Raw genomic sequence first — 22,142 nt, forward strand, 5'->3', positions numbered from 1 at the left:
GGTTGTGTTTATGCAATTATCATTTCTGTATGAATGTCGAATATGTGTGAAAGCTTCACTGCATACGTATATTTAAGGTCGCCGCTGATGATCATAGCAATTGCAGCCCCATTTTTTTTGTCAAATACAATGGAACCTGAATTACCGGGATTGCTGATGGTTCGCTCATCGTCGTTTGTCAACAGCAGTAAGTCGTTAATGACCCTCGTTTTATCGAGGTAGTTGACGTTCGTTTCCCGGGCATTCGCAAAAATGAATCCAGTACGTACCGTTTGGTTAAGACTGTCGTAATACTGCACCTCAATCTGATCTTCAATATTGGCCGTGGTCAGCTCCCGGAACTTTATAGGCCCATTCAATTTCAATTTCTGTTTCAGGGTTGTATTAAACGTATTTCCCTCTGTAGTGATCCGCGCAAGGCCATAATCAAATTGGGCTTTAATGCCGCCGGCCCAACGTTGGGCGCAATCCTCCTCTTCATTATCGATTATTATATCCAGGTTATCACTGGTGTCGTACAGGGTATCTCCCTTCAAAACATGCCAGCAGGAAAGCATATGCAGCGAATTGGTATCGGTCCTTCGCAAAATGCAGCCAAGTGACCCAAATCCATTTCTTCCCGATTTATTAGCAATGGTACCAACATTACCCTGATGGGTTTGGGGCGTACCGCTTACAACTATCAGCGGTTGCAGTTGAATGGAGCCCACCGACAAGGTTGGAAATTTCTTGCCCACTTCCTGGGCTGTACCAGCAGTATCTACATTTATCTGCAGCTGTTTTTGTTTTGTTTTTCTGTCAACAACTTTGAAAACCGTTTTTACACCAGGTATGCTTTTGATCACCTTTTCATACAGTTTCAGCGCTTCATCGATGACGTCACCTACCGGTTCAACATTGGCTGGTTGTTCCTGGGGTTTATTTCCGGCTGTTACAGCAGGTTGTTCTGTCTCTTTTTTCTTCACCGGTTTTTCTTCGGGTTTAACACCATCACCTCTTACAGAAACCAGTTTCTTTAACAGGTCGAACCAAAAGGGGGCGCCCAGCGAAAGCATCAATGCTGTTATTACAAAACCAGGGAGGCCATACCAGAATACAGTAGCAAAAAAATGCCCTACCCTTCCCCAAAAACTGTATTTGCAAGATCCGCTGACCACATAAAAGCTTTTCTTTTCCCGTTCTTCCCGTGTTACAGACTTAATGATCGTAAATTCATTGCCGGTGGCGGCATTTATACTGCGCTGTATGTCGCGAATGCGCTTGCCGGTTACCTGCAGGGAAAGCGAATCCCTCGACTTGCTTTCCAGGCCAATTTGCAATTGTTTTTGCGCTGCATCAATTTCCTTTTGAACGGTAGTGGTATCCGTTAGGGGAACAGTCAGTAATTTAACTTTCAGGTCCTTCAACGATTCCCGGGTATTATCAATGTTTTCAAGATCATTTACCAGATCAGTTTGTTTGGTATGGAATTTCTGTTGCAGCTCATTCAGCCTGGCTGCATCTTTTGCAACGAGGGCAAAGGCTTTGTCCTCACTGCTCAATTCAACCTGGTGTGCTTGTAGCAGGGTATCCAGGTTCCAACCCAGGCCCAGCACCAGGTTGGCATCGTGAAGGTCTTTTGATACATGCGCATATCCACTGTCGAGAATATTTTGCGCATACCCCGTATCGCCCGGTGAACCGGTAAACTTACCATACCGTGCAGAATCTTTGGCGAGCGCAATGCCCATACTCACCAACTGATTACGTGCGTCTTTATCTTTCGACAATATGCGCGCTATTTTGATGGAGTCTACATTGAATATAATGGCAATAATGATCCCCAATGCAAAAAGGATAAGCTGTAACTTACTCTTGTACCAACCAGTCGTTCTGTCCTGTGTTTCATTAAACCAGATCTTTAATTTCTCCTTAAACACATTGATATCAGGCCCGGCTACCTCGGCCATATTGCGGAGGTTCCTTAACGTATCGGGTTGAATATGGTAGGTATTGAAGTTGAGACTGAAATGAACTTTATCCATATCTGTTTCCCCCGCCCCTTTATCTTTCAAAAGCTGAATAAGACTGTCGGCAAAAACTTCAGCCGACAGGTACGAAGGTTTTGTTTGGGTTACCACGGTGGTTTGTTCACCAGCCCGCATCGAAAGGTATTTGATAGCGGGGTAATGATAGAATTTACCGGCAAAACTGTGTTTGAAATCAGGGAACTCTTTCAGGAAATACCGTTGTACACGGTACCAAAAGCCACGATATTGCTTCGGTTTTAAATTGGCATAATACCCGTCATTGAGCATTTTTTCGATAGACACTCTTAGAATACGGGCACGCAACCCGATCCAGTTGCAAATAATTTCGCCCACAATAGTAACCAGTAAACTGTACAGGAGGTATACCAGTATTAAACCGATACATACATCCAGAACGGGACTGTTAAACATAATAGAATAATTTTTGAAAATATGAAGTGAATCAGGCCAATAGGTGAAGAGGGATCCCTACAAAGATTATAAAAAAGGATTGCCAAAGAGGGAGGTGTTTTCCCCGTATTTTATGGTAGGCTAACGGCAATATATAGGGAGGCCACGCCCCCCGAAGCTAAGGGATTGGAGATCAGCAACAAGCTGCAACGGGACTTAAACAATTAAGCCTGTTAACTTTTTACCAGCAGGTGTTCAAATGCCGCTTTGATCATTCCCTGTTCTGCAGCAGAAGGTTGTAGCTTTTCCATCAACCTGCATGCCTGTTTATATGTAGATTCAAGGGAGCCCTTTTCTTCCAGTGCCATGGCAACGGCTTTCTGAAACATATCGCCGGCTGCCGGGTAATTTTTCTGGATCAGAAAGACTTCTGCAATAGTGGCCGTTCTCCAGTAATCGCCAGGCACTTCTTTTGTGCCGGTTATCTCTTCCACCCGTTTAGCAAATGCAGCCCCTTTTGTAAGCTCTGCTTCGGTGCCTATTAATACACTCTTAGCCGCTGCATTAATGCCGGTATAATAATCATATGGTGCTTTTTCAAACCCTTCTACATACAGGTCCCGGGATTTTTTTAGCTCATTGATATCTCCGGATAATTCATAGCGGTTCATCCACGTTCTTGCAAAGATCCCCATTGTTTCAGGATCGCGTTCCCCTTCCACGTAGAGCTTAGCCATTATTATTTGCGCCTGCTTAAAACCTTCCAGTTTTACTTCCTTATTTTCTTGTTGTTCTGCTTTCCGGGCCAACGCCAATGCATGTAATTGTTTTGGCCGTATTGATTTGGGGAACTGCTCTACTACACATTCCAATATTTCAATAGCCTCATCATTTTTCTTTAGTTTGATGAGATTTTCAGCAGCCGTACAGCCTATGGCGGCGTTTGTTCGCCAGGGCAATGTGTTTGCTTTTGCTAATTTAATGATGCCTTCTGCATCGCCAATTATTTTGGCCGCATTCAATTCGGTGATAATATCTTTCGTTAAAGTCGTTTGATCATTAGCAAACCTGATGGCTTCAGCGCTCATCGTTTGTCCGGTTATAGCATAGACCAACCGAAGTAATTCGCCCCCGTTCGGTCCGTCAGGATAAGAGGAGAAATCTTCAAATACACGATTTTGTGCAAACACAGGCAATTGCTGGCCATCCAGTTTAACGGGAACAAATCTGAATTTCTCATCATTGGTAGCCCTGGTTTCCATTGTTTGAAATTCTTTGAATACCCATTTCGAATCTGCAGCAGCAGTTGACCAAATCAGCACACCGGCCTGGCTCATTGCCAATCCATCCTGCAGTTTTGCTATAAGCTCATCACCATCAAGGAGCTCATACTGATCAAGGAAAACTTTATAATCCAGCTCTTTCAGTACATCATACAGGTTCAGCACCCAAAACCTGTTCACAGAACGATATGATAAAAAAACATTCCATTTTTCATTTGCGCCAAGCGCTTTAGGCTTTGGTGCATATTTCAACCATTCATCTGGTATAGGCATGTTATAAAGATTAATTAGTTTTTACTATGCTGTTGCGTGTTCAAATTCCAGCGTTTTCAAATCAAACGCTTCAGGCAAATGCGCAGCCTTTACTTCAACACCGGCTGCGGCAACGCCTATTTGGGTAAGCAGGTCAATGTTTGCCGGCACATCCATATTCATGATGTTAGTGATAGTTGCCTCACTCAAATTGGTAATACCCAGTTTGTCGAACGTATCTTTTACCATTTCCACATTATACCGTACATAACTGCAGGCTTTCTGTTCGCCAAGTATATCTTCACTCAAATTTTCCACTTCAGTATCAATTTTCCGCAATACGCCAGTGCCTTTCCCAATAAAATGCATCATGAGCTCGACCATATCATTGGCATCGCTCATCAATTGATCGGGCGCAAACTGGGCAATATTCCACAACTTGGGATCTTTCCACTGGTTACCTGTCAATTTCTTATCGCGCCTTCCGGTTCCCACAGATACTATCAGCAAATTGTTTTCTCCCATTTTCCAGTCAAGCCTGTAACCTTTTAAAGTAGCTACCAGGAATAGCTGCAACGCAGGATTGTTCATGATGCTCATACCGCCATCTACAAAAATGCCTTCCTGCTCCTTGCCTACATTTATTAATTGAGGTTCAAAATAACTGGGCGCAGCCGTGCTTGCCCTTACTATCTCCTTTATAAAAAAACGGTTCTCTTCATAATATATCGCATTGGGATTGTTCGTTACCGGCCAGGTACTGCAGGTATCCAACCGCTTGGTCACTATGCATAACCCGGTTTTATTGGTATTGTCGCCCAGGCGGGCATCGCCAAATATTTTTTCCAGCTCTTCTTTCAGTGGCGTTGAATCATATTTCCTGTCCAGGTATATTTGTTTGCCCAGTAAATTAAAGCCATGATGATCACTGAATATTTTACCACCCAGGTCTTTATACATTTTTTTTATCTCTCCTACTGAATAACCGCCAACAGCCAGCAATGCGGCTATAATGGAGCCCGTACTGGTTCCACCAATAAGATCAAAATAATGGTGCAGCCTGAAGTCTTTTTTCGGAATGAGATGTTGGTGCCGTTCTGCCAGTGTAGCCTCTATTTTTTCCAGGAAACCAAGGGTAACAGCCCCTCTTAAACCACCGCCATCCAAAGCAAGTATGCGTTTGGGGCCTTTTGCGGCAAGCCGCTCTTTGAGCAATTGCGACGTTTCAAGCATAAAAAGAGTTTTGGTTTAATGAATGGTTCAGCGTGTTATTATTTCCTTTATCCCAAAACCATTTCTTTCTGCTTCGCGCTTAAAATTTGCTGTTGTGTCATCTTCCTTTTTCGGTTGCCCTTCCCATACAATAATTGCCACCAGGTCATTTGAATGGAATTCGAGCGCCAGTTCCTTAGCCCTTTTCAAAATATCTTTATTGGTATTGAGATAAGTGTCATTGTCTGTTTCATCATAATGCATTACCTGAATGCCTTTTTCTTTCTTAACGGCCTCGCCTATTTGATCATATAGCGCCCCCCAGTTCCCGGGCCGGTCGGTAACCGAAGTTGACCTGAACAGCAAGGGGTCGAAAGGCAATACCATGCTTCGGGGAATATTCAGTTCTCCAGCGGCTTCCAATGCGAGGAGATCGGCGCCACAGGCGCCCGAGGTAACCAGTACCTGTGGTTGCAATGCGCCCAAAAGGGCCTTCAACTCCTCTTTAACTTTTTCAATTGTACCAGATGGGAACCGGACCACTTCCGCCCCGGCGGCATCAATTCTTCTACCAGCAAGTGCAACGATCATAAAATGGCATTAAAACGATTTCAAAAACAGGCCAATAGGGGGAAAATAAGGCGGGTACTTTGACTGTTGGGATCAACCCCAAGATTACAAAAAAGAAGAGTGAAAAAGGAGGGTGTTTTTCCCGTTTTTTCATTCACCGAAAAATCAGGTCCCGGCGCCCGGTTCGTCTATAAATTTTCACCATTCGTCTTGTTCCCTGTATAAATTCCAGGAATGCCTTATTTTTACCCCATACCCAGGAAATGGCCCGACCAGGTATTAAAGCCTTTTAAACCAGGCAATAAATGAAGCGTACTATCATTTTTCTTCGACCTATTTTATCGCTGTTTTTAATATTATTATGCCAAACGGGCTTTGCCCAGTTGGTGATAAAAGGCACTGTGTACGATAAACAGGCCCGGTATGGGGTTCCCTCGGTGAGCGTGCTAAGCAATAGTGGCACTGGCACCATGACCGATTCGCTGGGCCGCTATAGCCTGAAAGTACCGGCTAATGACTCCATTTATTTTTCCTACCTCGGTAAATTAACGGCTAAGTTCCCGGTTAAAAATCTGAACCCCGATCAACCGCTCGACATCAGCCTGCCGGTTTCTATCGACAGCCTACCGGCTGTAACCGTACGGCAACCCAGTTACCGCATGGATTCAATCGCCAACCGCAATGAATACAGGAAAATATTCGACAATGACGCCACCTATCTTTCCGCCCCCGGCGGCGGCTTTGGATTTGGCATTGGGTTCGATCTGATCTTTAACGCCAGAAAGATCAGGAGCATGGAGCACCTGAAAGCCCGGCTCGAAAGAGAAGAAAAGGAAAAATATGTTGATCACCGTTTCACCAAAGCGCTGGTAAAACGCATTACCGGTTTAACACCACCGGCGCTGGATACTTTTATGGTGCAATACCGGCCGGAATATGAAACGCTGAAAAGCTTTGAAACCGACTACGAATATTATTCATACATCAAAACCTTCAGTACTTATTTCAAGGAACGGTGGAAGAATGACCACCCTGCTGAAACAAGCGACAGCACGTTCAGGGCAACTTTCTAGAAAGCATTTTTATAATAATCAATTAGCGTATACCCACAGGGCAGCACTGTGTCTTTCCAGCAACGCCTTCTACAAAACTGCTTCACAATTAAACACGCTATTTGGGTAATCAATGCACTGTTTTTGTCAATTTGTCCCTTTAGCCTTTTCAATGAACCCGCTTACATAGAATTTTACCGCCAATAAAATTCACACAGTTCAAAACTTATAACGGTTGCCACACAAAAGATAACCCTGTCAAAAGGATTTAACAACCGGGTTCTGCCAACCGGCTATTTGCCTTTGGGGATGTATGTTGGAGTGGTAAATTACAATGGAGGTGTGTATAGTGTGAAGGTGGCGAGGTAGTGTTGTAAAACCAGCCATGGCAAAAAACAAAAGCCTGCGAAACACATGATTTTGCAGGCTTTTTGATTATTTCAAACTGTCTTTCATTTGGTTAACTGGCGCTAACTATAATAGAGCTCTCACCTGTTCCAGCAGTATAAAGAACTCTAATATTTATTACATACGATCTTCCTTTTACGAGGGGCAATTTGATCCTGGAATTTTTATTTGTGCCTGAATCATCGTCACCAGATAAATATTCTTTTTTAGAATTAACCAATTCAGAAATTACCATAACCGTATCCAGTTCACCTACAGTTTGAAACGTATATTTTCTGGTCGTTGGGGCTTTAAATATAAAATCGACCTGTTTGCCTGAACCAGCTTTAATTGGAACAGATTTGTTTAAAGCAAGCGGCACATAGCTTGATTTGGAAACCGGTGGATAAAATGCTTTAACACCTGTTTTATCATTTTTCGAGATCACACCAGGCGGGAATACTCCGTTTTGATAAGATTCAGGTTTAACAATCAGTCCGGGGCCAAATTGATATTCCATGATCGATTTTGCATCCCAGGCAGATCCAAGCACTTGATCCCTTGGTATTTTTTCAATTATATTGGAATCTATTTCGTTTTTTTTCCAATTATTCGGAGGGCCTGAAAATTCTTTATATACTGCGGCAGTATTCCATTCAATACCTGAAAAAGGGCTTTGATGTTCATGTTCAAAACCAATAGTATGACCAATTTCATGAATCGCCGTAGTCATGCCATAACTATCAGCTGAAAGGTCCCATCCAAAATTCATAGTTTTCTGGTCTTTAGAAATAGTCAATATATCACGGCCAACGGCAGACCAGGAGCCATCAGTATGATCAAAGCCAATTCTTACCATGGCATCATCGGCAGTATTTACTTCCCTAAAAGATATTCCAATACCTAAGGCCTTCCAGGTTTTAAAGGCTTTTCGAACCACATTCTGATCAGGTAGCGTACCCTTTTCAACAAACATATAAGTGATCTCGGTTCCATTTACCCATTTGGCAGCGCCTGCTAAAATAAATGAAGCCCGATGTGCACTTACAGAGGGGTCAAAATTTCTTACAACTTTAGGAAACTGCCTGCAAAGTTTCCGATGGTTGTTTTCAGCTTTCTTTGCCATATATAAATGTTTTTATTTTTTAAAACAAGTTATAGTTACAAAGAATTACTATAAGTTAAAAGGGTGTTTTTCACGTATTTCTAAAAGTGAGCGTGAATTTTATTACCAGCTGGTTTCGTATTTTAGACTTGTACCTCCAGAAAACCCGTTGGCGTATCCCTGGCATAAACCGTAGAAGAAAATCTGAATCGGGACGCGGGCTTTATTCTGTCAACGGATAGTAGAAATTATGATCGCCATGAAATAGATTATTTTTGTATAATGACGAACATTTCCCTCCTTCGTTACCGTACCAATAAGCCTGCTGCCAGGGCAAAAATAATGCTGCAACAAAATCTGCTTACCTTTTTGCTTGCGGGTGAAAAAACGGTTCACTTTGCAGGCACACAGGTTACTGTACAACCTCACCAGTTTGTGATGCTGGCCGCCGGTAATTGCCTCATGAGTGAAAAGATGGCTACAAAAAAAGGAGATTATCATAGCATTCTTTTTTTCTTTGACAGTAACCTGCTGGCTGATTTTTTTACCCGCCATACTACATTACCCGGCCAACAAACTAATCAATCAACAACGCATCCATTCCTTCTGTTTGAAAAGGATGAGTATCTGGTAAATTTCACTCATTCGCTTGACTGCCTGCTTAACGGAAACAATACAATACATCCCGAGATGCAAAAGGTAAAGCTGGAAGAACTATTCTTATATCTTGCGGCACAGTATCCGGGAAAGATCCAGCAGATCAGAAAAATGAGCCCCGAAACAAACGAGGATCTGATAATTCGCCAGGCAGTTACCTCGCATTTAAACAGCAACATCACCGTAGAAGAACTTGCCTTTTTATGCAATATGAGCCTGTCGTCCTTTAAACGCAAATTCGCCCGCATTTATGGCAACAGCCCCAATAGATGGCTGTTGGAAAAAAGAATGGAAAGAGCTGCTAAATTGCTGCGTCACCATAACCGCAAAGCGAGCGAGATCTATTATGAATTTGGCTATGAAAATCTGTCGAGCTTTATTCAATCCTTCAAGCAGATCTACGGCATAACACCCAAACAGTACCAGTTATCAAATTGAACGTTCAGCTACACTTTTTGAACGCCTGCCTGTTATTTGCTGCCGTCTTCGCATCTACTTTTGAACAATAATTCAAATGAAAAAGATCATGACAGCAGACAAAAAATATTTTTCAACGTTAGCCAATTACAATAGTTGGGCAAACAATATTGCCATTGAATGGTTGAATCAAATTAATGACGGGCAATGGGAACAAGTCATCGTCAGCAGTTTCACCAGTATTAAACAAACCGCCATACATATTGCCAGCGCCGAAAAGATCTGGCTTGACTTCTGGAATCATATTCCTCAGCCAGTTTTTTTATCAGCCGAATTTAACGGCTCGAAGAATGATCTAATAGAGATCTGGAAAAGTTCCTCAGCCGGTTTAAAAAACTTCATCTCAGCATATCCCGAAGAAAATTACCAGCAACAAGTGACTTTTAAATATCCGCGGGGTGGCGAAGGCAGTATGGAATTCTGGCAAACATTTTCTCACCTCATCAACCACTGTACCTACCACCGTGGGCAATTAGTAACCTTGTTACGCCAGGTTGGTTTCACCAAACTTTCTTCAACTGACCTGGCGACCTACTATCGCATGACTCAAAAAACAACAACATTAACCTGATAACTTCTGCCTGAAATTTTCCTGGTACAATTCAGGCAAGGGGTCCGACTGCCAGAATTTTTTGGTATCGATATCCATAATAGTTAACCGTCCCGAATGGCCTGCACCGGTATCTACATTCAGGATATTCAATGCACTTAAAGGTTTGTCGGTCCCCAATTTAGTCGTTGGCAACATTGCCTTGTAAGCACCGTGAATGTCGCCCATTACAAAGGTTCGCATTTGCTTCAAAATAAGCGAAATTATTCGTTTCTACGAGCCCCTCGATACTTTATTGCCGGTGTAAAAGTAAATATCATGTATCCCATAAAAAACCAGCATAACATGGAATAGATACCAGAGACGGTTGTCACCCATTGTTTCCCCAATACCAGCATGGTCAATATCATAAAAGGCAACCATAAGCCAGCCATCAATACAATGTATCGTTTCCATCCGCTTAATACCGCTTTTACAGCTACGATGATCCCTATTACCAGCAGGCACAGGTTACTAAGGGGCCAGAAAAAATCCAGTATAAATGCTGGGATGAATGGAGAACCTATTTTGAAAGCAAGGGTTATCCAACGATCGCGCCGCCCTGGCCGCATAAAAATGATTCGCCGGAAACCCTTCGAAACAGCCATCCCAATACAGCAATAGCCTCAAACAGGCTTTCGGCATTAACTGATCACTTTGACAACACCGTTAGGCAACTTCCTGAAAAGCCCATATTGATTGGCCATTCAATTGGCGGGCTTATTGTTCAGCTTTTATTACAAAGGGGATTGGGCTCCTCGGGGGTTGCCATTCACTCTGTACCGCCTCAGGGTATCATTACTTTCAAATTCTCTTTTTTAAAAGCCGGCTGGGGACCGCTTGGCTTTTTTACCCCGGTAAAAAAATCATTTCTACTATCCTTTCGCCAATGGCAATACGCTTTCACCAATGGAATGGATTGCTAAGCGCAGAAAGAAGCCTACTACCTACCCAATCGGGCTACCTTAAAAACGAAGAAGCGATAGCAGCGATAAATGGGGGATCATATTTCATATCAATGGAACCAAAATTGAATCATTTTTTATGAGGAAGCCTTTCTATACGCTGACGGAGTTACACCTTTCCCTTTTTGAAAAAAACGATTGAGATGACTTTTATCGGTGAACCCAAATTCGCCGGCAATTTCATGTATCCGCATATTGCTGTGCTTTAGCCTGTTTTCAATTAGCTGCAGTTTATATTGGGCAATATATTCGCTGAGCGTTTTGCCCGTTTCGTTTTTAAAATACCGGCCTATGTACGTTTCAGCTGCCCCGAATACCCTGCTTAGATGGGCTGTTTTGAGCTTTTCGGGCTCATAAATATGCTGGTGTACAAATTGAATTATGCCGGCTGCTTTATCTTCCGTTTTTTCATTGATGGGAAGGGGAATCTGTTGTAACAGGTTGCGGCCCACTACCGTCATTATAGATTGTATAAGCAATTGCATTAATTCCTGCGAATAAATATTTTTATTTCTGAATTCCGCCAACAGGCAATGCATCAAATGCCCGATGAAAGCATGTTCCTCCCTGTTTTTTAAAATACTGCCTGGCAGCCGGCTGGCATTTTCAAGGGTTTGTTCCAGGCGCCGCCAGAAAGCCGATGACAGGGTGTTGGAGTGAAAAAATACTTTATTGAAACGGATAAAGAAAAGCTGGGTTTTTGTAAGGAAGGTAAAACAGTGCGCATCTTCCGGCGCCAGCAGAAACAGGTTCCCCTGCTTATACTTAAAATTGCTGCCATTGATAGTTTGCGTTCCGGTCCCTGATACAATATAAACCAACTCAAAAAAACTAACACTGTGTTTACCACGCGGGCAAATAGCTGCAGGCTCCTTTAACACCAATTCAACCGGTTGAGCGAGATAATCCTTTTTCATAGTATGAAAATACTCTTTAATAGTGTAAAAATACCCCATTTTAAATAAACGAATGCTCAACTTTGTAGTGTAAAACAGATCAACATATGAAAGCAGCAATTTTGGAACAATTCAATCATCCGCTGACAATAAAAAATTTAGAAATACCAACACCGCAACCTAATGAAGTTTTAGTAAAGGTTAAAGCCAGTGGGTTAAATCCATTGGATATAAAAATTCAACAGGGCGCAGCAGCACATGCACAGGTAGCATTACCGGCTGTACCAGGAATAGATATGGCAGGCATTATTGAAAGACCCGGTGATAATGTTCGGTCTTTCAAAGCAGGAGATGAAGTTTTTGGGATGGCAGGCGGCATTGGTAAACTCCAGGGTACGCTGGCTGAATATGTTTCAGTCGACGCAGATCTACTTGCCCTGAAGCCGGCTAACCTGTCTTTTAAACAAGCGGCGGCGATCCCGCTTGTATTTATTACTGCCTGGCAGGCATTGGCCAACAAAGGCAAGGTAACGTTTGGCCAAACTGTTTTGGTTCATGGTGGTGCAGGCGGCGTGGGCCACGTTGCAGTACAATTAGCTTTGGCAAAAGGAGCAGGGGTTTTTGCCACTGTTAGCCATAACAACAGGGAACTCATAGAAAGCTATGGTGCAATACCCATAGATTACACCAGGCTTTCGGTAGAACAATATGTAAACGAATATACTGACGGCCTGGGCTTTGATCTTGTACTGGATACTATCGGCGGCAGCGTGCTTGATGACTCCTTCAAAGCGGTAAAGAGGAATACCGGTCATGTTGTAAGCATATTGGGCTGGGGTACGCATAGTCTGGCGCCACTTTCATTTCGCAGCGCTACCTATTCGGGCGTCTTTACTTTGTACCCTTTGCTTTCAGGAGAAGAAAGGGCGTCTTATGGCAATATACTGAGAGAAGCAACAAAACTTATAGAAGCAGGTAAACTGCGCCCTTTTGTGAGCAGTACCCACTACACACTGGAAACCGTAAATAATGCCTATGCCGATTTGGCGAATAAATCCATTTCGGGTAAAATAGTTGTAGAAATTTAGATTATTTTACCACGCTTATCTTGCCTGTTTGGCTCCAGGTTGTGTTTGTTGATTTAACTGTGATGTGATAGTAGTACATCCCATTCCCTATTGTTTCCACGTTGAGATCTGCGTTGTGGATGCCAGCTTGTTTGGCTGCATCTACAAGTGTTGTTATTTGCCTGCCCATCATATCATAAACCTTTATACATACATGGGCATTCACCGGTAGCGCATAACTAATTTTCAGGTGTGTAGATACAGGGTTTGGGGCACAGAATACCTCGATATGATCAGGTTGCGCGTTGCCGGGTGCAAAAAATTGTCTTGCGGTAATAGCAGGCTCCGCTTCTTCTACCGGGCATTCGCCTATTTTGTCGCCGTGCCTGAGATGTTCTAAAACATCAGTTTTACTGATGCAAAGAGTCCTTTTCCCCTTATGACATACCATTACTTTGTCTTCTTTGGTACCGCAAACGGCCAGTGGCTGGGAATATTTGATGGTTACGGGATCCCCTGTAACATACACATTCGCTAAAGCATCCACGGCAATGGAATGAGCTACGGCGCCAAAACTCAGGTCTTCACTTCCTTTAGCCACCCACTGCTGCACTCCATTGGTATTGTATTTTACCGTGGTATAGTTAAGGTCGCTCTGCCCCGTTACATATACATTGTCAAAACCGTCAAGCGCAATAGCAAATGCACGATGGTCAAAATCGGTGCTGGTATACCTTGCCGCCCACTGCTGAACGCCATTTGCATCATATTTAACTGTGGCATAGTCTTCTTCGTCGGTCGTAAATCCGCTTTGTCCGGTTACATATACGTTTCCCATGCCATCCACGGCAAGAGCGGATGGCCTGGATACGATGTGCTGGCCAACAGGACCATCATAGGTAGCTTCCCATTGCTGTACACCAGCTGTATTGTATTTAACTGTAAGGTAATTCGTTATTGAAAATTCTTCTCCTTCAAACTGAATGAACCCTCTGATAGAACTTCCTGTTACGTAAATATTGCCGTTAATGTCGAGGGCTATATCTCTGGCCGCATCATCATTGTTAACCGGGCCGTTGTACCTGGTAACCCATTGTTGGTTTCCGTTTGAATTATACCTGACCGTTGCAAAGTCATTACCGGTTCCAACGCCCTGACTAATTCCTGTTACAAACACATTACTATTATCGTCCACCGCCAGGGCAATTGCCGCATCAAAGCCATTTGACGGGCCATTATATCTCGCGACCCACTGTTGTACGCCAGTTGCATTGTACCTGATAGTGGCATAGTCCATACCAGTTCCCGAACCTGCGCTTGGCCCTGTCACATATACGCTACCGGAAGCATCTACTGCTATACGCTTCGGGATACCATGGCTAATAAAATTTGAAGAACCGTCTTCACCGTTTCCAGGGCCATTGTACCGCGTAACCCATTGCTGCACGCCATTTGCATTGTACATAATGGTCGCAAAATCCAACCCGGTTCCGCTGCCGGTACTTTCTCCTGTAACATACACATTGGCATTTTTGTCAATGGCCAGCGAAAATGCCTGATCAAGGCCATTGCCAGGACCGTTATAGCGCACCATCCACTGCTGCACTCCATTAGCATTATATTTAACGGTAGCGTAGTCGCTTCCGGTTGCCGTGCCTGCTGTAAATCCTGTTACATAAACATTACCGTTGTCATCGACGGCTATATCGTTTCCGACAATATCTTTTGTCACCCATTCCTCTTTGAACTGAGCAAAACAAAGAACCGGGACCAGAAATATGAAAATAATAAGCAACGACATCTTCAGAAATTCATTCTTTTTCATAGCTTATATTTTTGTGATCAACTATTAAATACAAACATTTTAAGGATGCCCCGGGGTGGTTTTAAAATCCGTACACTTGTAGCATGTTCGTTAGGGAAAGATCTTTATAATAGAACCAGGAAACAGTGTAATTATATTTACAGGTTGGTCCTTGAGAATTCCGGGTCACAATAATTTCACGGGGAGTGCATTACGTGGTTACTTCACATTCAGGGATAGAATAGAAAGCTACGCCAATTCCAGCATAATACGTCAGAAACCTGATATAGATCATAACGAAGGTCGATCTGCTTCTGATAACAACCTGATCATGAAATGTGGGCATGTGCAGCAGCGAAAAATGCAGCCATCAAATATAAACAAACGCTTACATGAACGAAATCTTCCATTCGCCACTCCTTCAGGATCAGATTCAAAAACTGATATCGCTCATTGAATAGATTACGCAAATAGCCTTACTTTGCAAATCACTTTGCACTTCATTCAACAGATTACTTCATGCTCATTCAAACGCATTTGCACCTGCATACTTCCAATATCTCCAATTATCCGCCGAAGAACTATCCTGTTGCAAACCTAATTTATGGATACAAGTATCACCACAAAAAGAAATGCTTCTTATTATGCATCGATAGAAAAGTCAATCTGGGAATTAGACTTGAATTCTATAGTTGAAAAGAACAAGCCATACCACCACTCCCCTGTCGATTGGGAAGAAACGAATAAGGAAATTTAGAAGGGCCCACAAAACCAGCGTTTTATGAACCATTTAATATTATCATAGCAACTTCCTTCTATTCTGTTACATAAAACTCAATATTATATTCAGTTTCACCCAGGTAACCGTATTTCCCAAAAACTACGGTCTTGGTTTCTTCGTTGTTATCATCGGCATGTCGGTTATTGAGTAATAATCTTTTACCGGCATATACAGCTTTGATGGTATATTTTCCGATGGGCACATCTTTCACCATAAAAGTACCGGCCACCTCCTCTACAGGTCTTTCAAAAGAAGCAGCAGTGGTTCCATCAATAAAACCGGTTTCACCAGGGAAAGGAGTAAATGACAATTTTACTTTTGTAAGATCCACATCGGCCCCAAACTGGTACAGGTCAACATGCGCACCATAGTAACCGGTACCACCCGGCCGCTGGCCACTTAGCTTCCATGTAAAGTTTCGCACAGCGCCATTGGCTTTATTAAAAGCATCACTTTTATCTGGCTCCAGGTCAAATTTGTAGGTTTGGCCGTAAGCAGTTTTGGTAAGCTGGGCTTTGGCCGTCCAGTCGCCTGCCGGGTCATCGGGCAACGACACCTGGTATTTCCCATCATTATCACTGGAACCAAATAGATAACTGTTATACCATACGGTATGCTCAATGGTTATGCGGGCATCTTTCACCGGCTGGTTTTTGGCATCGGTAACAACACCGCTCACTATGCCTTTTTTCGTTCCGGGCGCTCCGGGATCTTTGTCATCATCATTTTTGTTACAGGCTGCTAAAACCGCGCTGTAGATGAATGGCAGCAACACACTGCACACTTTATGTTTCATTTGTAATAATTTTTGAGCTTTGATCACCAGCCGCTTTCAGGCGACCTTTGAAAGCGGCAATTTTTGTTCGGGAACACTATCAGACTCATTATCTCCGGGCATAATGAGCTGGCTCTTTAAGATCTTTTTGAAGCAATAAGCAACAACGAGCGCGGCCGGACTACTGATTGACAACCAGGTGGCCAGATCCCGCGCAATTCCGGGGAGGTTCTTATAGAAAAGAAGAAAAGCGCCCAGCCCTATAAAAATGCCGGCTATCGCTGCCAAAAAATAAACCCCGATGCATTGCCGTACCCATTTTGTTGGAAACTTAACCAGCGGTTTTAATTGTATGGCATTGATTATACCAATTGACAGGAACATAAACAAAATGTCGAAGGGAACGAACAGGGTATAGTAACCGAGCCAGAACGCCCACGGGGTAAAAAATAAGAACGGCCAAATGCCCGCCAGGGTTTTCCGGTTCCCTACAATTTGCAACGTTTTGTTCTGCGTTCTTACGAGAAAGAAAACAAAAACAAATAAAGACAGGGTATGCATTATAAACTGCGGGGTGGTTAACAGTTTATCATGATCGCCGGTAAAACCGTGCGCAATAAGCGGATGAAGAAGCCCCAGGGCGCCGCAATAAACGGCCAGGTTGCCTGTTACCCAGTTTTTTAAAAATAATTTTTTAGCTGATTCCATATATTTTCGATTGACAATACAAAGCACCGCCATTTTACAGACGGGAAAAGGGGTATTTTCTGCCTAAAATGATATATTTTACGACATGGCTTTACAGGGAACGGTCATTCGCACTATTTTTCAAACGGCTACTTCATTTGGAGCAGCCTTCGATACACTTTGCCAGCTATCTGGTATCAGGCCCGAAGAGATCAGCGACTCCGAAAACATGGTTGAATGGGAGAAAGCGGCGCTCATTTGGGTGCCTCTGTTAAAGCTGTCGGGCGATCCATTGATTGGCCTGCATATAGGTATGGGCGTAAACACCCTGCTTCAGGGTATGGTTGGCTTTTTGATCCAAAGCAGTAAAGACCTTGATCAAAGCCTTCAGTTATTATGCCGCTATGGCCATATGACATCGCCAATGGTTGAATACAGGTATACCGTCAAAGAGGAGGCTATTCTTGAAATAACGCAGAATAAACTGTGGCTAATGAAACATCCGGAACCAGCCAGGCATGCCAATGATTTTTTATTAGCAGCCATTGTAAATACCTCCCATACCCTGTCGGGTAAGCACATTGTTCCTTTACGAATTGAACTGGCTTACGAAATGCGGGAAATTTCAGAATACAGAAAGTTCTTTGGCTGTGAGGTGCTTTTTAATAAAGATACCAACCGCATAGTGTTAAGTAAAGAAGCCGTATCCACCCCTATACTCACCAGCGATCAATCGATGTTTCAGTTGTTCAACTCTATTGTAGCCAATAAGGAAGCGCTGTTGGAAACTAACAGCACGGCAGAAAATTTAAAACAGGTATTATTCATGCAGTTCAGGGGAAGAATACCTACCATTGAAGAAGCAGCCTCCGCTTTGAATATGACACCACGCAATTTGCAACGCAAACTGTTGCAGGAACAGACCACCTTCCGCGATATTGCCGGAGAAATAAGAAAAGAAATTGCCATCCAGTTAATGGAAAACCCGGCCATAAAGATCTCCGAGATTGCTGACATCTTAGGTTATTCAGACCTTACGGCATTTAGAAAGGCCTTTAAATCGTGGACGAATGCAACGCCACGGGCAATAAGGAAGGGGCAGTTGTAGAAGTGTAGTGTAACTTTGGCAACATTAATTGCTTTTTAGCAGATCCGGTGTGTTATTATCCCCTTTTCTTGCTTCCATATTTTTGACATATTCACTGGGTATTTTGCCATACTGTTTTTTAAATTCCCTGCTGAAATGCCGCCTGTCGTAAAACCCAACGGCAAAAGCTATTTCGTTAACTGTTTGATTGCCCTGCTGTAATAGCATGGCCGCTTTTTTAAGGCGGATGAATTTTACAAATTCATTCACCGACATACCTGTCACCGCTTTTATTTTTTTGTAAAGTATGGGGATACTCATAGCTACTTTTTTAGAAAGCAATTCTACGCCGAATTCAGGATCGTCTATATGTTCTTCAATTATCAGAGCGATCTTTTCTAAAAATTCCTTATCTACTGTATTAACAATACTATCCCCAGCAGTTTTTACCAGCGGGCCTTCAGCCTGGTTTTCTTCAAGTATATGCCTGCTGAATTTCCGGCGCAACTTTTCTCTCGAAGCCAATAAATTCCTAACATTCAATTCCAGCACTTTTGTACTGAATGGTTTGGTAATGTAAACATCTGCGCCTGTTTCGAGGCCGGTTACCTGGTCGCTTTGAGTGCTTTTGGCAGTGAGTAATATCACGGGTATATGACTGGTACGCTCATCTTTTTTTAATTTTTCGCACAATTCAAATCCATCCATCTCCGGCATCATTACATCACTGATGATAAGATCGGGAAGCTGTTCGGTAGCCGTTATCCATCCCTGCAACCCGTTTTCACATACCAACACATAATACTGAGAGATAAACGCCTGTTGAATCAATGCGCTGAGTTCCGGATTATCTTCTGCAATAAGAATGGTGTTCTTTTTATTCCCGGCTTCTTCGCACTGTTCAATAGCAACAGGAACGGTTACCGGCATTTCTTCCGTTTGCATCACAGGTTTGGCTTCTTCGGTAACAGGCAATAAATAATTCATTCCCTCAAAATGTGCATTACCCTGCAAAAGCGTTACCGTAAAAATGGTTTTACCCTCGCCTCCATTAGCAGCAGGCTCACTTTCTACTTCTATCTTTCCTTTGTGTAACTCCACAATATGTTTGGATAACGCAAGACCAATTCCATAACCGGTGTTTTGCATACCGTGATCGGCTACCTGAAAAAAATTGGTAAATAGCTTATCAAGATATTGCGGTGCTATGCCCCTTCCATTATCTTTTACTGAAATGCTGACCGTTCTTTTATGCATTTCTGTATGTAGGATGATCTGTCCGCCCGGAGGGGTGAATTTAAATGCATTGGTAAGCAGGTTAAAGAATACTTTTTCCAACTGTTCCCGGTCAAAATAGAGCGGAATGTTTTCTGCATCATGGATAAAGGAGATTTTTATATCCCTGGCCAGGGACAGTTCCCGGAAACTTATATAAATTTCCTGTAGAAACGGAATAAGGTCATAACGGCCGATATGTAGTTTTAAATGTTGCGTTTCAGCTTTCCGGAAATCCATTAGTTCGCTTACCAGTTTCAACAGGCGATTGGCGTTTGCTTTCACCTGTGTCAATTGCTGCTGCTCAAATTTGTCTTTCTTTTTTCGATGAAGCAGTTGATCTACCGGCGTTATGACAAGTGTCAGGTGCGTTCTTATTTCGTGCGAAATATTGGTGAAAAAATTCAGCTTTAACTGGTGCAGTTCATCTTCTTTCTTCAGCAACGCTCTCAGATAGAAAAACCTTGTTATAAAAAATAAGACGATAACCAATAGAATAGTATAGATACAGTAAGCCGGCCAGGTAAGCCAAAAAGGTGGAAGTATTTTTATTTCAATAGAGATGGGCTTGCTCCATATGCCATCATTGTTGGCTCCTTTTACCCAAAAAGTATAGTTTCCGGGCGACAGGTTGGTATAAACAGCCGATGGCGTACCTGTTTCGTTCCAGCCCCTGTCAAATCCCTCCAGTTTGTAAGCATACCTGTTTTTGCTGCTCTTGATAAAATTCAACAGCGCAAACTCAATGGTAAATACGTTCTGGCGATGTTTGAATTCAATTTTTTTGACAAATTCAATATTCTCTTTGATAAGCTTGTCACTGCCGGCTATTTCTATATTCTCATTGAATAATTTCAGCCCGGTAAAAACAAGTTTGGCGGCGTGTTTATTTGTCTCAATTTTATCAGGGAAAAAGCTGGTGATTCCATTTAGTCCGCCAAAGTAAAATTCTCCCTTACTGTTTTTCAGGTAAGAATTGTAATTGAACTCGTTTCCTGCTAATCCATCCCGTGTTGTATACGTTTGAACCGTGTTTTGCACCGGGTCAAACTTTATCAATCCTTTATTTGTACTTAACCAGAATTTTTCCCTGTCATCAACAAGTAATCCGAAAATATTGACATTCAACAATTCACCGGATGCCGTAAAACGGGTTATTTGTTTATCCCTGCTGTTATAGCTTGCAAGACCGCCAGATGCGAGACCAAACCAGATATTTCCTTTTCCATCGTCGAGGATACAGTTTACGGCAAGTGCGGCATCCATTACCCTTGCGTTATTACCCGATGCCAGGTACAGGCCGTTTGCTGTTCCTATCCAGATATTATTGAAATGATCTTCATACAGGCTGTTTGCCACAAGGCCGGGGAATTGAATCGCATTCACAGCATCCATAGGTTCCAGGGTTGTATTATTTTTCCGGAAAACCTGGATGCCCGTATGGGAAGCTACCCATAAGCGGCCTTTGCTGTCTTCCAACACTGAGCTTATTTCACTGATAAGCGTTGCCGGATCATTTTCTTTATACAAATACCGGGTAAATGTTTTTGTATTCCTGTCAAAAACATTCAGTCCTCCCCCGTGTGTGCCTACCCATGGATTACCGGCTTTATCGAGGTAAACAATTTTTACAAGATTGGAACCAAGACTTGCTTTATCACCGAGTTTATTTTTGTAAATGGTAAATACTCCTGATTGCCTGTTAAAATAATTTACCCCTCCCCCTTCGGTACCAATCCATAAATTATGCTGGCTATCTTCAACAATGCTGCTTACTACATTATTGCTCAGTCCTGAGGGGCTGCCATTGCTTTGCAATATATTGAAAGAGGTGCGGTAAGCGTAAACACTATTGGCGCCCCCAAAATAAGTACCTATCCACATGGAGCCGTTATTATCCTCAAAAAGACTATAAACAGAGTTCTGGCTCAAACTTCTTTTATCAAGGGCATCATGTTGGTAAGAACTGATAGATCTCGTATCCGGATCAATGATACTAAGTCCCTCCTGCGTACCCACCCATATTTTGCCATTGCCTGCAATTGTTATTTTCCGGATACTATTATTAATAAGGCCCTGTGCTGTTTTGCCGGAACGATAGAACGAACTGAAAGTACGGGTAGCGGCATCGTAGAGGTTGACGCCGTCATTTTGCGTGCCTATCCACATACGATGAAGTGAATCTTCAGCAATCGTGGTAATATAGTTGGCATTGATGCAGCCCGCTTTGCCTGGCTCATGCCTCAATGTCTCCATTTGATACCATCCGTTGACATTTTTCATTATTGTCAATCCGTTATCGGTACCAATCCATAAATTATGCTGCTGATCCTCTGCAATAGAGCGAACAATATTTCCTGCAAGGCCGTTGCCGGTTGAAGTGCTGTAAAATGATTGAAAATTATTTTTTTTGCGGTCGGTTAGCAGATACAGCCCGATGCTGCTGCCTACCCAGATATTTCCCCCGTGGTCTTCAAAGATGCAGAAAATGTTTCCCTGCCTTTTTCCATTTATCCATACCCTTTCAAATACATCTTTCTTTGGATCATATCTGTTTAACCCTGCAAGGGTACCTACCCAAAGGGTTCGGCGGGAATCGCAAAAAAGGGAAGTGATGTTATCATGAGAAATGCTGTTGCTGTCTTTACTATTATACCGGTACACCCTAAAACGGGTACCGTCATAGCGGTTCAACCCAATTTGCGTACCAAACCATATAAATCCCGTTGCGTCCTGGGCAATGGATAAAACCGAACTGCTGGTGAGTCCGTTTTCTACCCCCAGTTGATTGAAGTCCATGT

General features: G+C 42.9%; 17 protein-coding genes. 6 read left to right on the forward strand and 11 right to left on the reverse strand.

From position 1 onward, the window contains the following. Positions 1-8 precede the first annotated feature (8 nt). From A3860_RS05080 to A3860_RS05095, 4 genes are all read right to left on the reverse strand, one after another. Positions 9-2,441 (reverse strand): serine protease family protein, encoded by a 2,433-nt coding sequence (locus A3860_RS05080; RefSeq protein ID WP_081145464.1) that lies wholly within the window; start codon positions 2,439-2,441, stop codon positions 9-11. Between the two features lie 212 nt (positions 2,442-2,653). Further along, positions 2,654-3,976 (reverse strand): toll/interleukin-1 receptor domain-containing protein, encoded by a 1,323-nt coding sequence (locus A3860_RS05085; RefSeq protein WP_081145465.1) that lies wholly within the window; start codon positions 3,974-3,976, stop codon positions 2,654-2,656. A gap of 24 nt (positions 3,977-4,000) precedes the next feature. After that, positions 4,001-5,188, reverse strand: a complete 1,188-nt coding sequence (locus A3860_RS05090) for a patatin-like phospholipase family protein (RefSeq protein WP_081145466.1) — start codon at positions 5,186-5,188, stop codon at positions 4,001-4,003. 27 nt (positions 5,189-5,215) lie between these two features. Further along, positions 5,216-5,758: a hypothetical protein gene (locus tag A3860_RS05095; RefSeq protein WP_081145467.1), complete on the reverse strand. Its 543-nt coding sequence runs from the start codon at positions 5,756-5,758 to the stop codon at positions 5,216-5,218. 284 nt (positions 5,759-6,042) lie between these two features. On the opposite strand from A3860_RS05095, the gene A3860_RS05100 reads away from it, so the two are divergent. Then, complete coding sequence (locus A3860_RS05100; protein WP_081145468.1) at positions 6,043-6,810, forward strand: carboxypeptidase-like regulatory domain-containing protein; 768 nt, start codon at positions 6,043-6,045, stop codon at positions 6,808-6,810. 439 nt (positions 6,811-7,249) lie between these two features. On the opposite strand, the gene A3860_RS05105 is transcribed toward A3860_RS05100, so the two are convergent. Next, entirely contained in the window at positions 7,250-8,302 is a 1,053-nt protein-coding gene (locus A3860_RS05105) for a M12 family metallopeptidase (RefSeq protein WP_081145469.1), read from the reverse strand. A 261-nt stretch (positions 8,303-8,563) separates the two neighbouring features. Here A3860_RS05105 and A3860_RS05110 point away from each other — a divergent pair, with 261 nt between their 5' ends. Then, entirely contained in the window at positions 8,564-9,376 is an 813-nt protein-coding gene (locus tag A3860_RS05110) for a helix-turn-helix domain-containing protein (RefSeq protein WP_081145470.1), read from the forward strand. Positions 9,377-9,452: 76 nt separating this feature from the next. Then, the gene (locus A3860_RS05115) at positions 9,453-9,986 is read left to right on the forward strand and encodes a DinB family protein (protein ID WP_081145471.1); all 534 of its coding nucleotides are present in this window, start codon (positions 9,453-9,455) and stop codon (positions 9,984-9,986) included. Here A3860_RS05115 and A3860_RS05120 read toward each other — a convergent pair. After that, positions 9,978-10,217, reverse strand: a complete 240-nt coding sequence (locus tag A3860_RS05120) for a hypothetical protein (RefSeq protein ID WP_216823379.1) — start codon at positions 10,215-10,217, stop codon at positions 9,978-9,980. The genes A3860_RS05115 and A3860_RS05120 overlap by 9 nt on opposite strands. A gap of 278 nt (positions 10,218-10,495) precedes the next feature. Between A3860_RS05120 and A3860_RS05130 the strand changes: the two genes are divergently transcribed. Further along, the gene (locus A3860_RS05130) at positions 10,496-10,930 is read left to right on the forward strand and encodes an alpha/beta fold hydrolase (protein WP_143773963.1); all 435 of its coding nucleotides are present in this window, start codon (positions 10,496-10,498) and stop codon (positions 10,928-10,930) included. Between the two features lie 116 nt (positions 10,931-11,046). On the opposite strand, the gene A3860_RS05135 is transcribed toward A3860_RS05130, so the two are convergent. Further along, entirely contained in the window at positions 11,047-11,886 is an 840-nt protein-coding gene (locus A3860_RS05135; protein WP_158085139.1) for a helix-turn-helix domain-containing protein, read from the reverse strand. An 86-nt stretch (positions 11,887-11,972) separates the two neighbouring features. On the opposite strand from A3860_RS05135, the gene A3860_RS05140 reads away from it, so the two are divergent. Next, entirely contained in the window at positions 11,973-12,953 is a 981-nt protein-coding gene (locus A3860_RS05140; protein WP_081145474.1) for a zinc-dependent alcohol dehydrogenase family protein, read from the forward strand. A 1-nt stretch (position 12,954) separates the two neighbouring features. Here A3860_RS05140 and A3860_RS05145 read toward each other — a convergent pair whose 3' ends face one another. From A3860_RS05145 to A3860_RS05155, 3 genes are all read right to left on the reverse strand, one after another. Next, positions 12,955-14,757 (reverse strand): SBBP repeat-containing protein, encoded by a 1,803-nt coding sequence (locus A3860_RS05145; protein ID WP_081145475.1) that lies wholly within the window; start codon positions 14,755-14,757, stop codon positions 12,955-12,957. 794 nt (positions 14,758-15,551) lie between these two features. Continuing rightward, a complete protein-coding gene (locus tag A3860_RS05150; RefSeq protein WP_081145476.1) occupies positions 15,552-16,313 on the reverse strand; it encodes a carboxypeptidase-like regulatory domain-containing protein in 762 nt (253 codons plus the stop codon). A 36-nt stretch (positions 16,314-16,349) separates the two neighbouring features. Beyond that, complete coding sequence (locus A3860_RS05155) at positions 16,350-17,000, reverse strand: hypothetical protein (protein WP_245843479.1); 651 nt, start codon at positions 16,998-17,000, stop codon at positions 16,350-16,352. A gap of 85 nt (positions 17,001-17,085) precedes the next feature. Between A3860_RS05155 and A3860_RS05160 the strand changes: the two genes are divergently transcribed. Continuing rightward, entirely contained in the window at positions 17,086-18,087 is a 1,002-nt protein-coding gene (locus A3860_RS05160; protein ID WP_081145477.1) for an AraC family transcriptional regulator, read from the forward strand. Positions 18,088-18,111: 24 nt separating this feature from the next. Here A3860_RS05160 and A3860_RS05165 read toward each other — a convergent pair whose 3' ends face one another. Continuing rightward, entirely contained in the window at positions 18,112-22,140 is a 4,029-nt protein-coding gene (locus A3860_RS05165) for a hybrid sensor histidine kinase/response regulator transcription factor (protein WP_158085140.1), read from the reverse strand. Positions 22,141-22,142: the final 2 nt, after the last annotated feature.

This window comes from Niastella vici (assembly GCF_002077945.1).
GTDB lineage: Bacteria > Bacteroidota > Bacteroidia > Chitinophagales > Chitinophagaceae > Niastella > Niastella vici.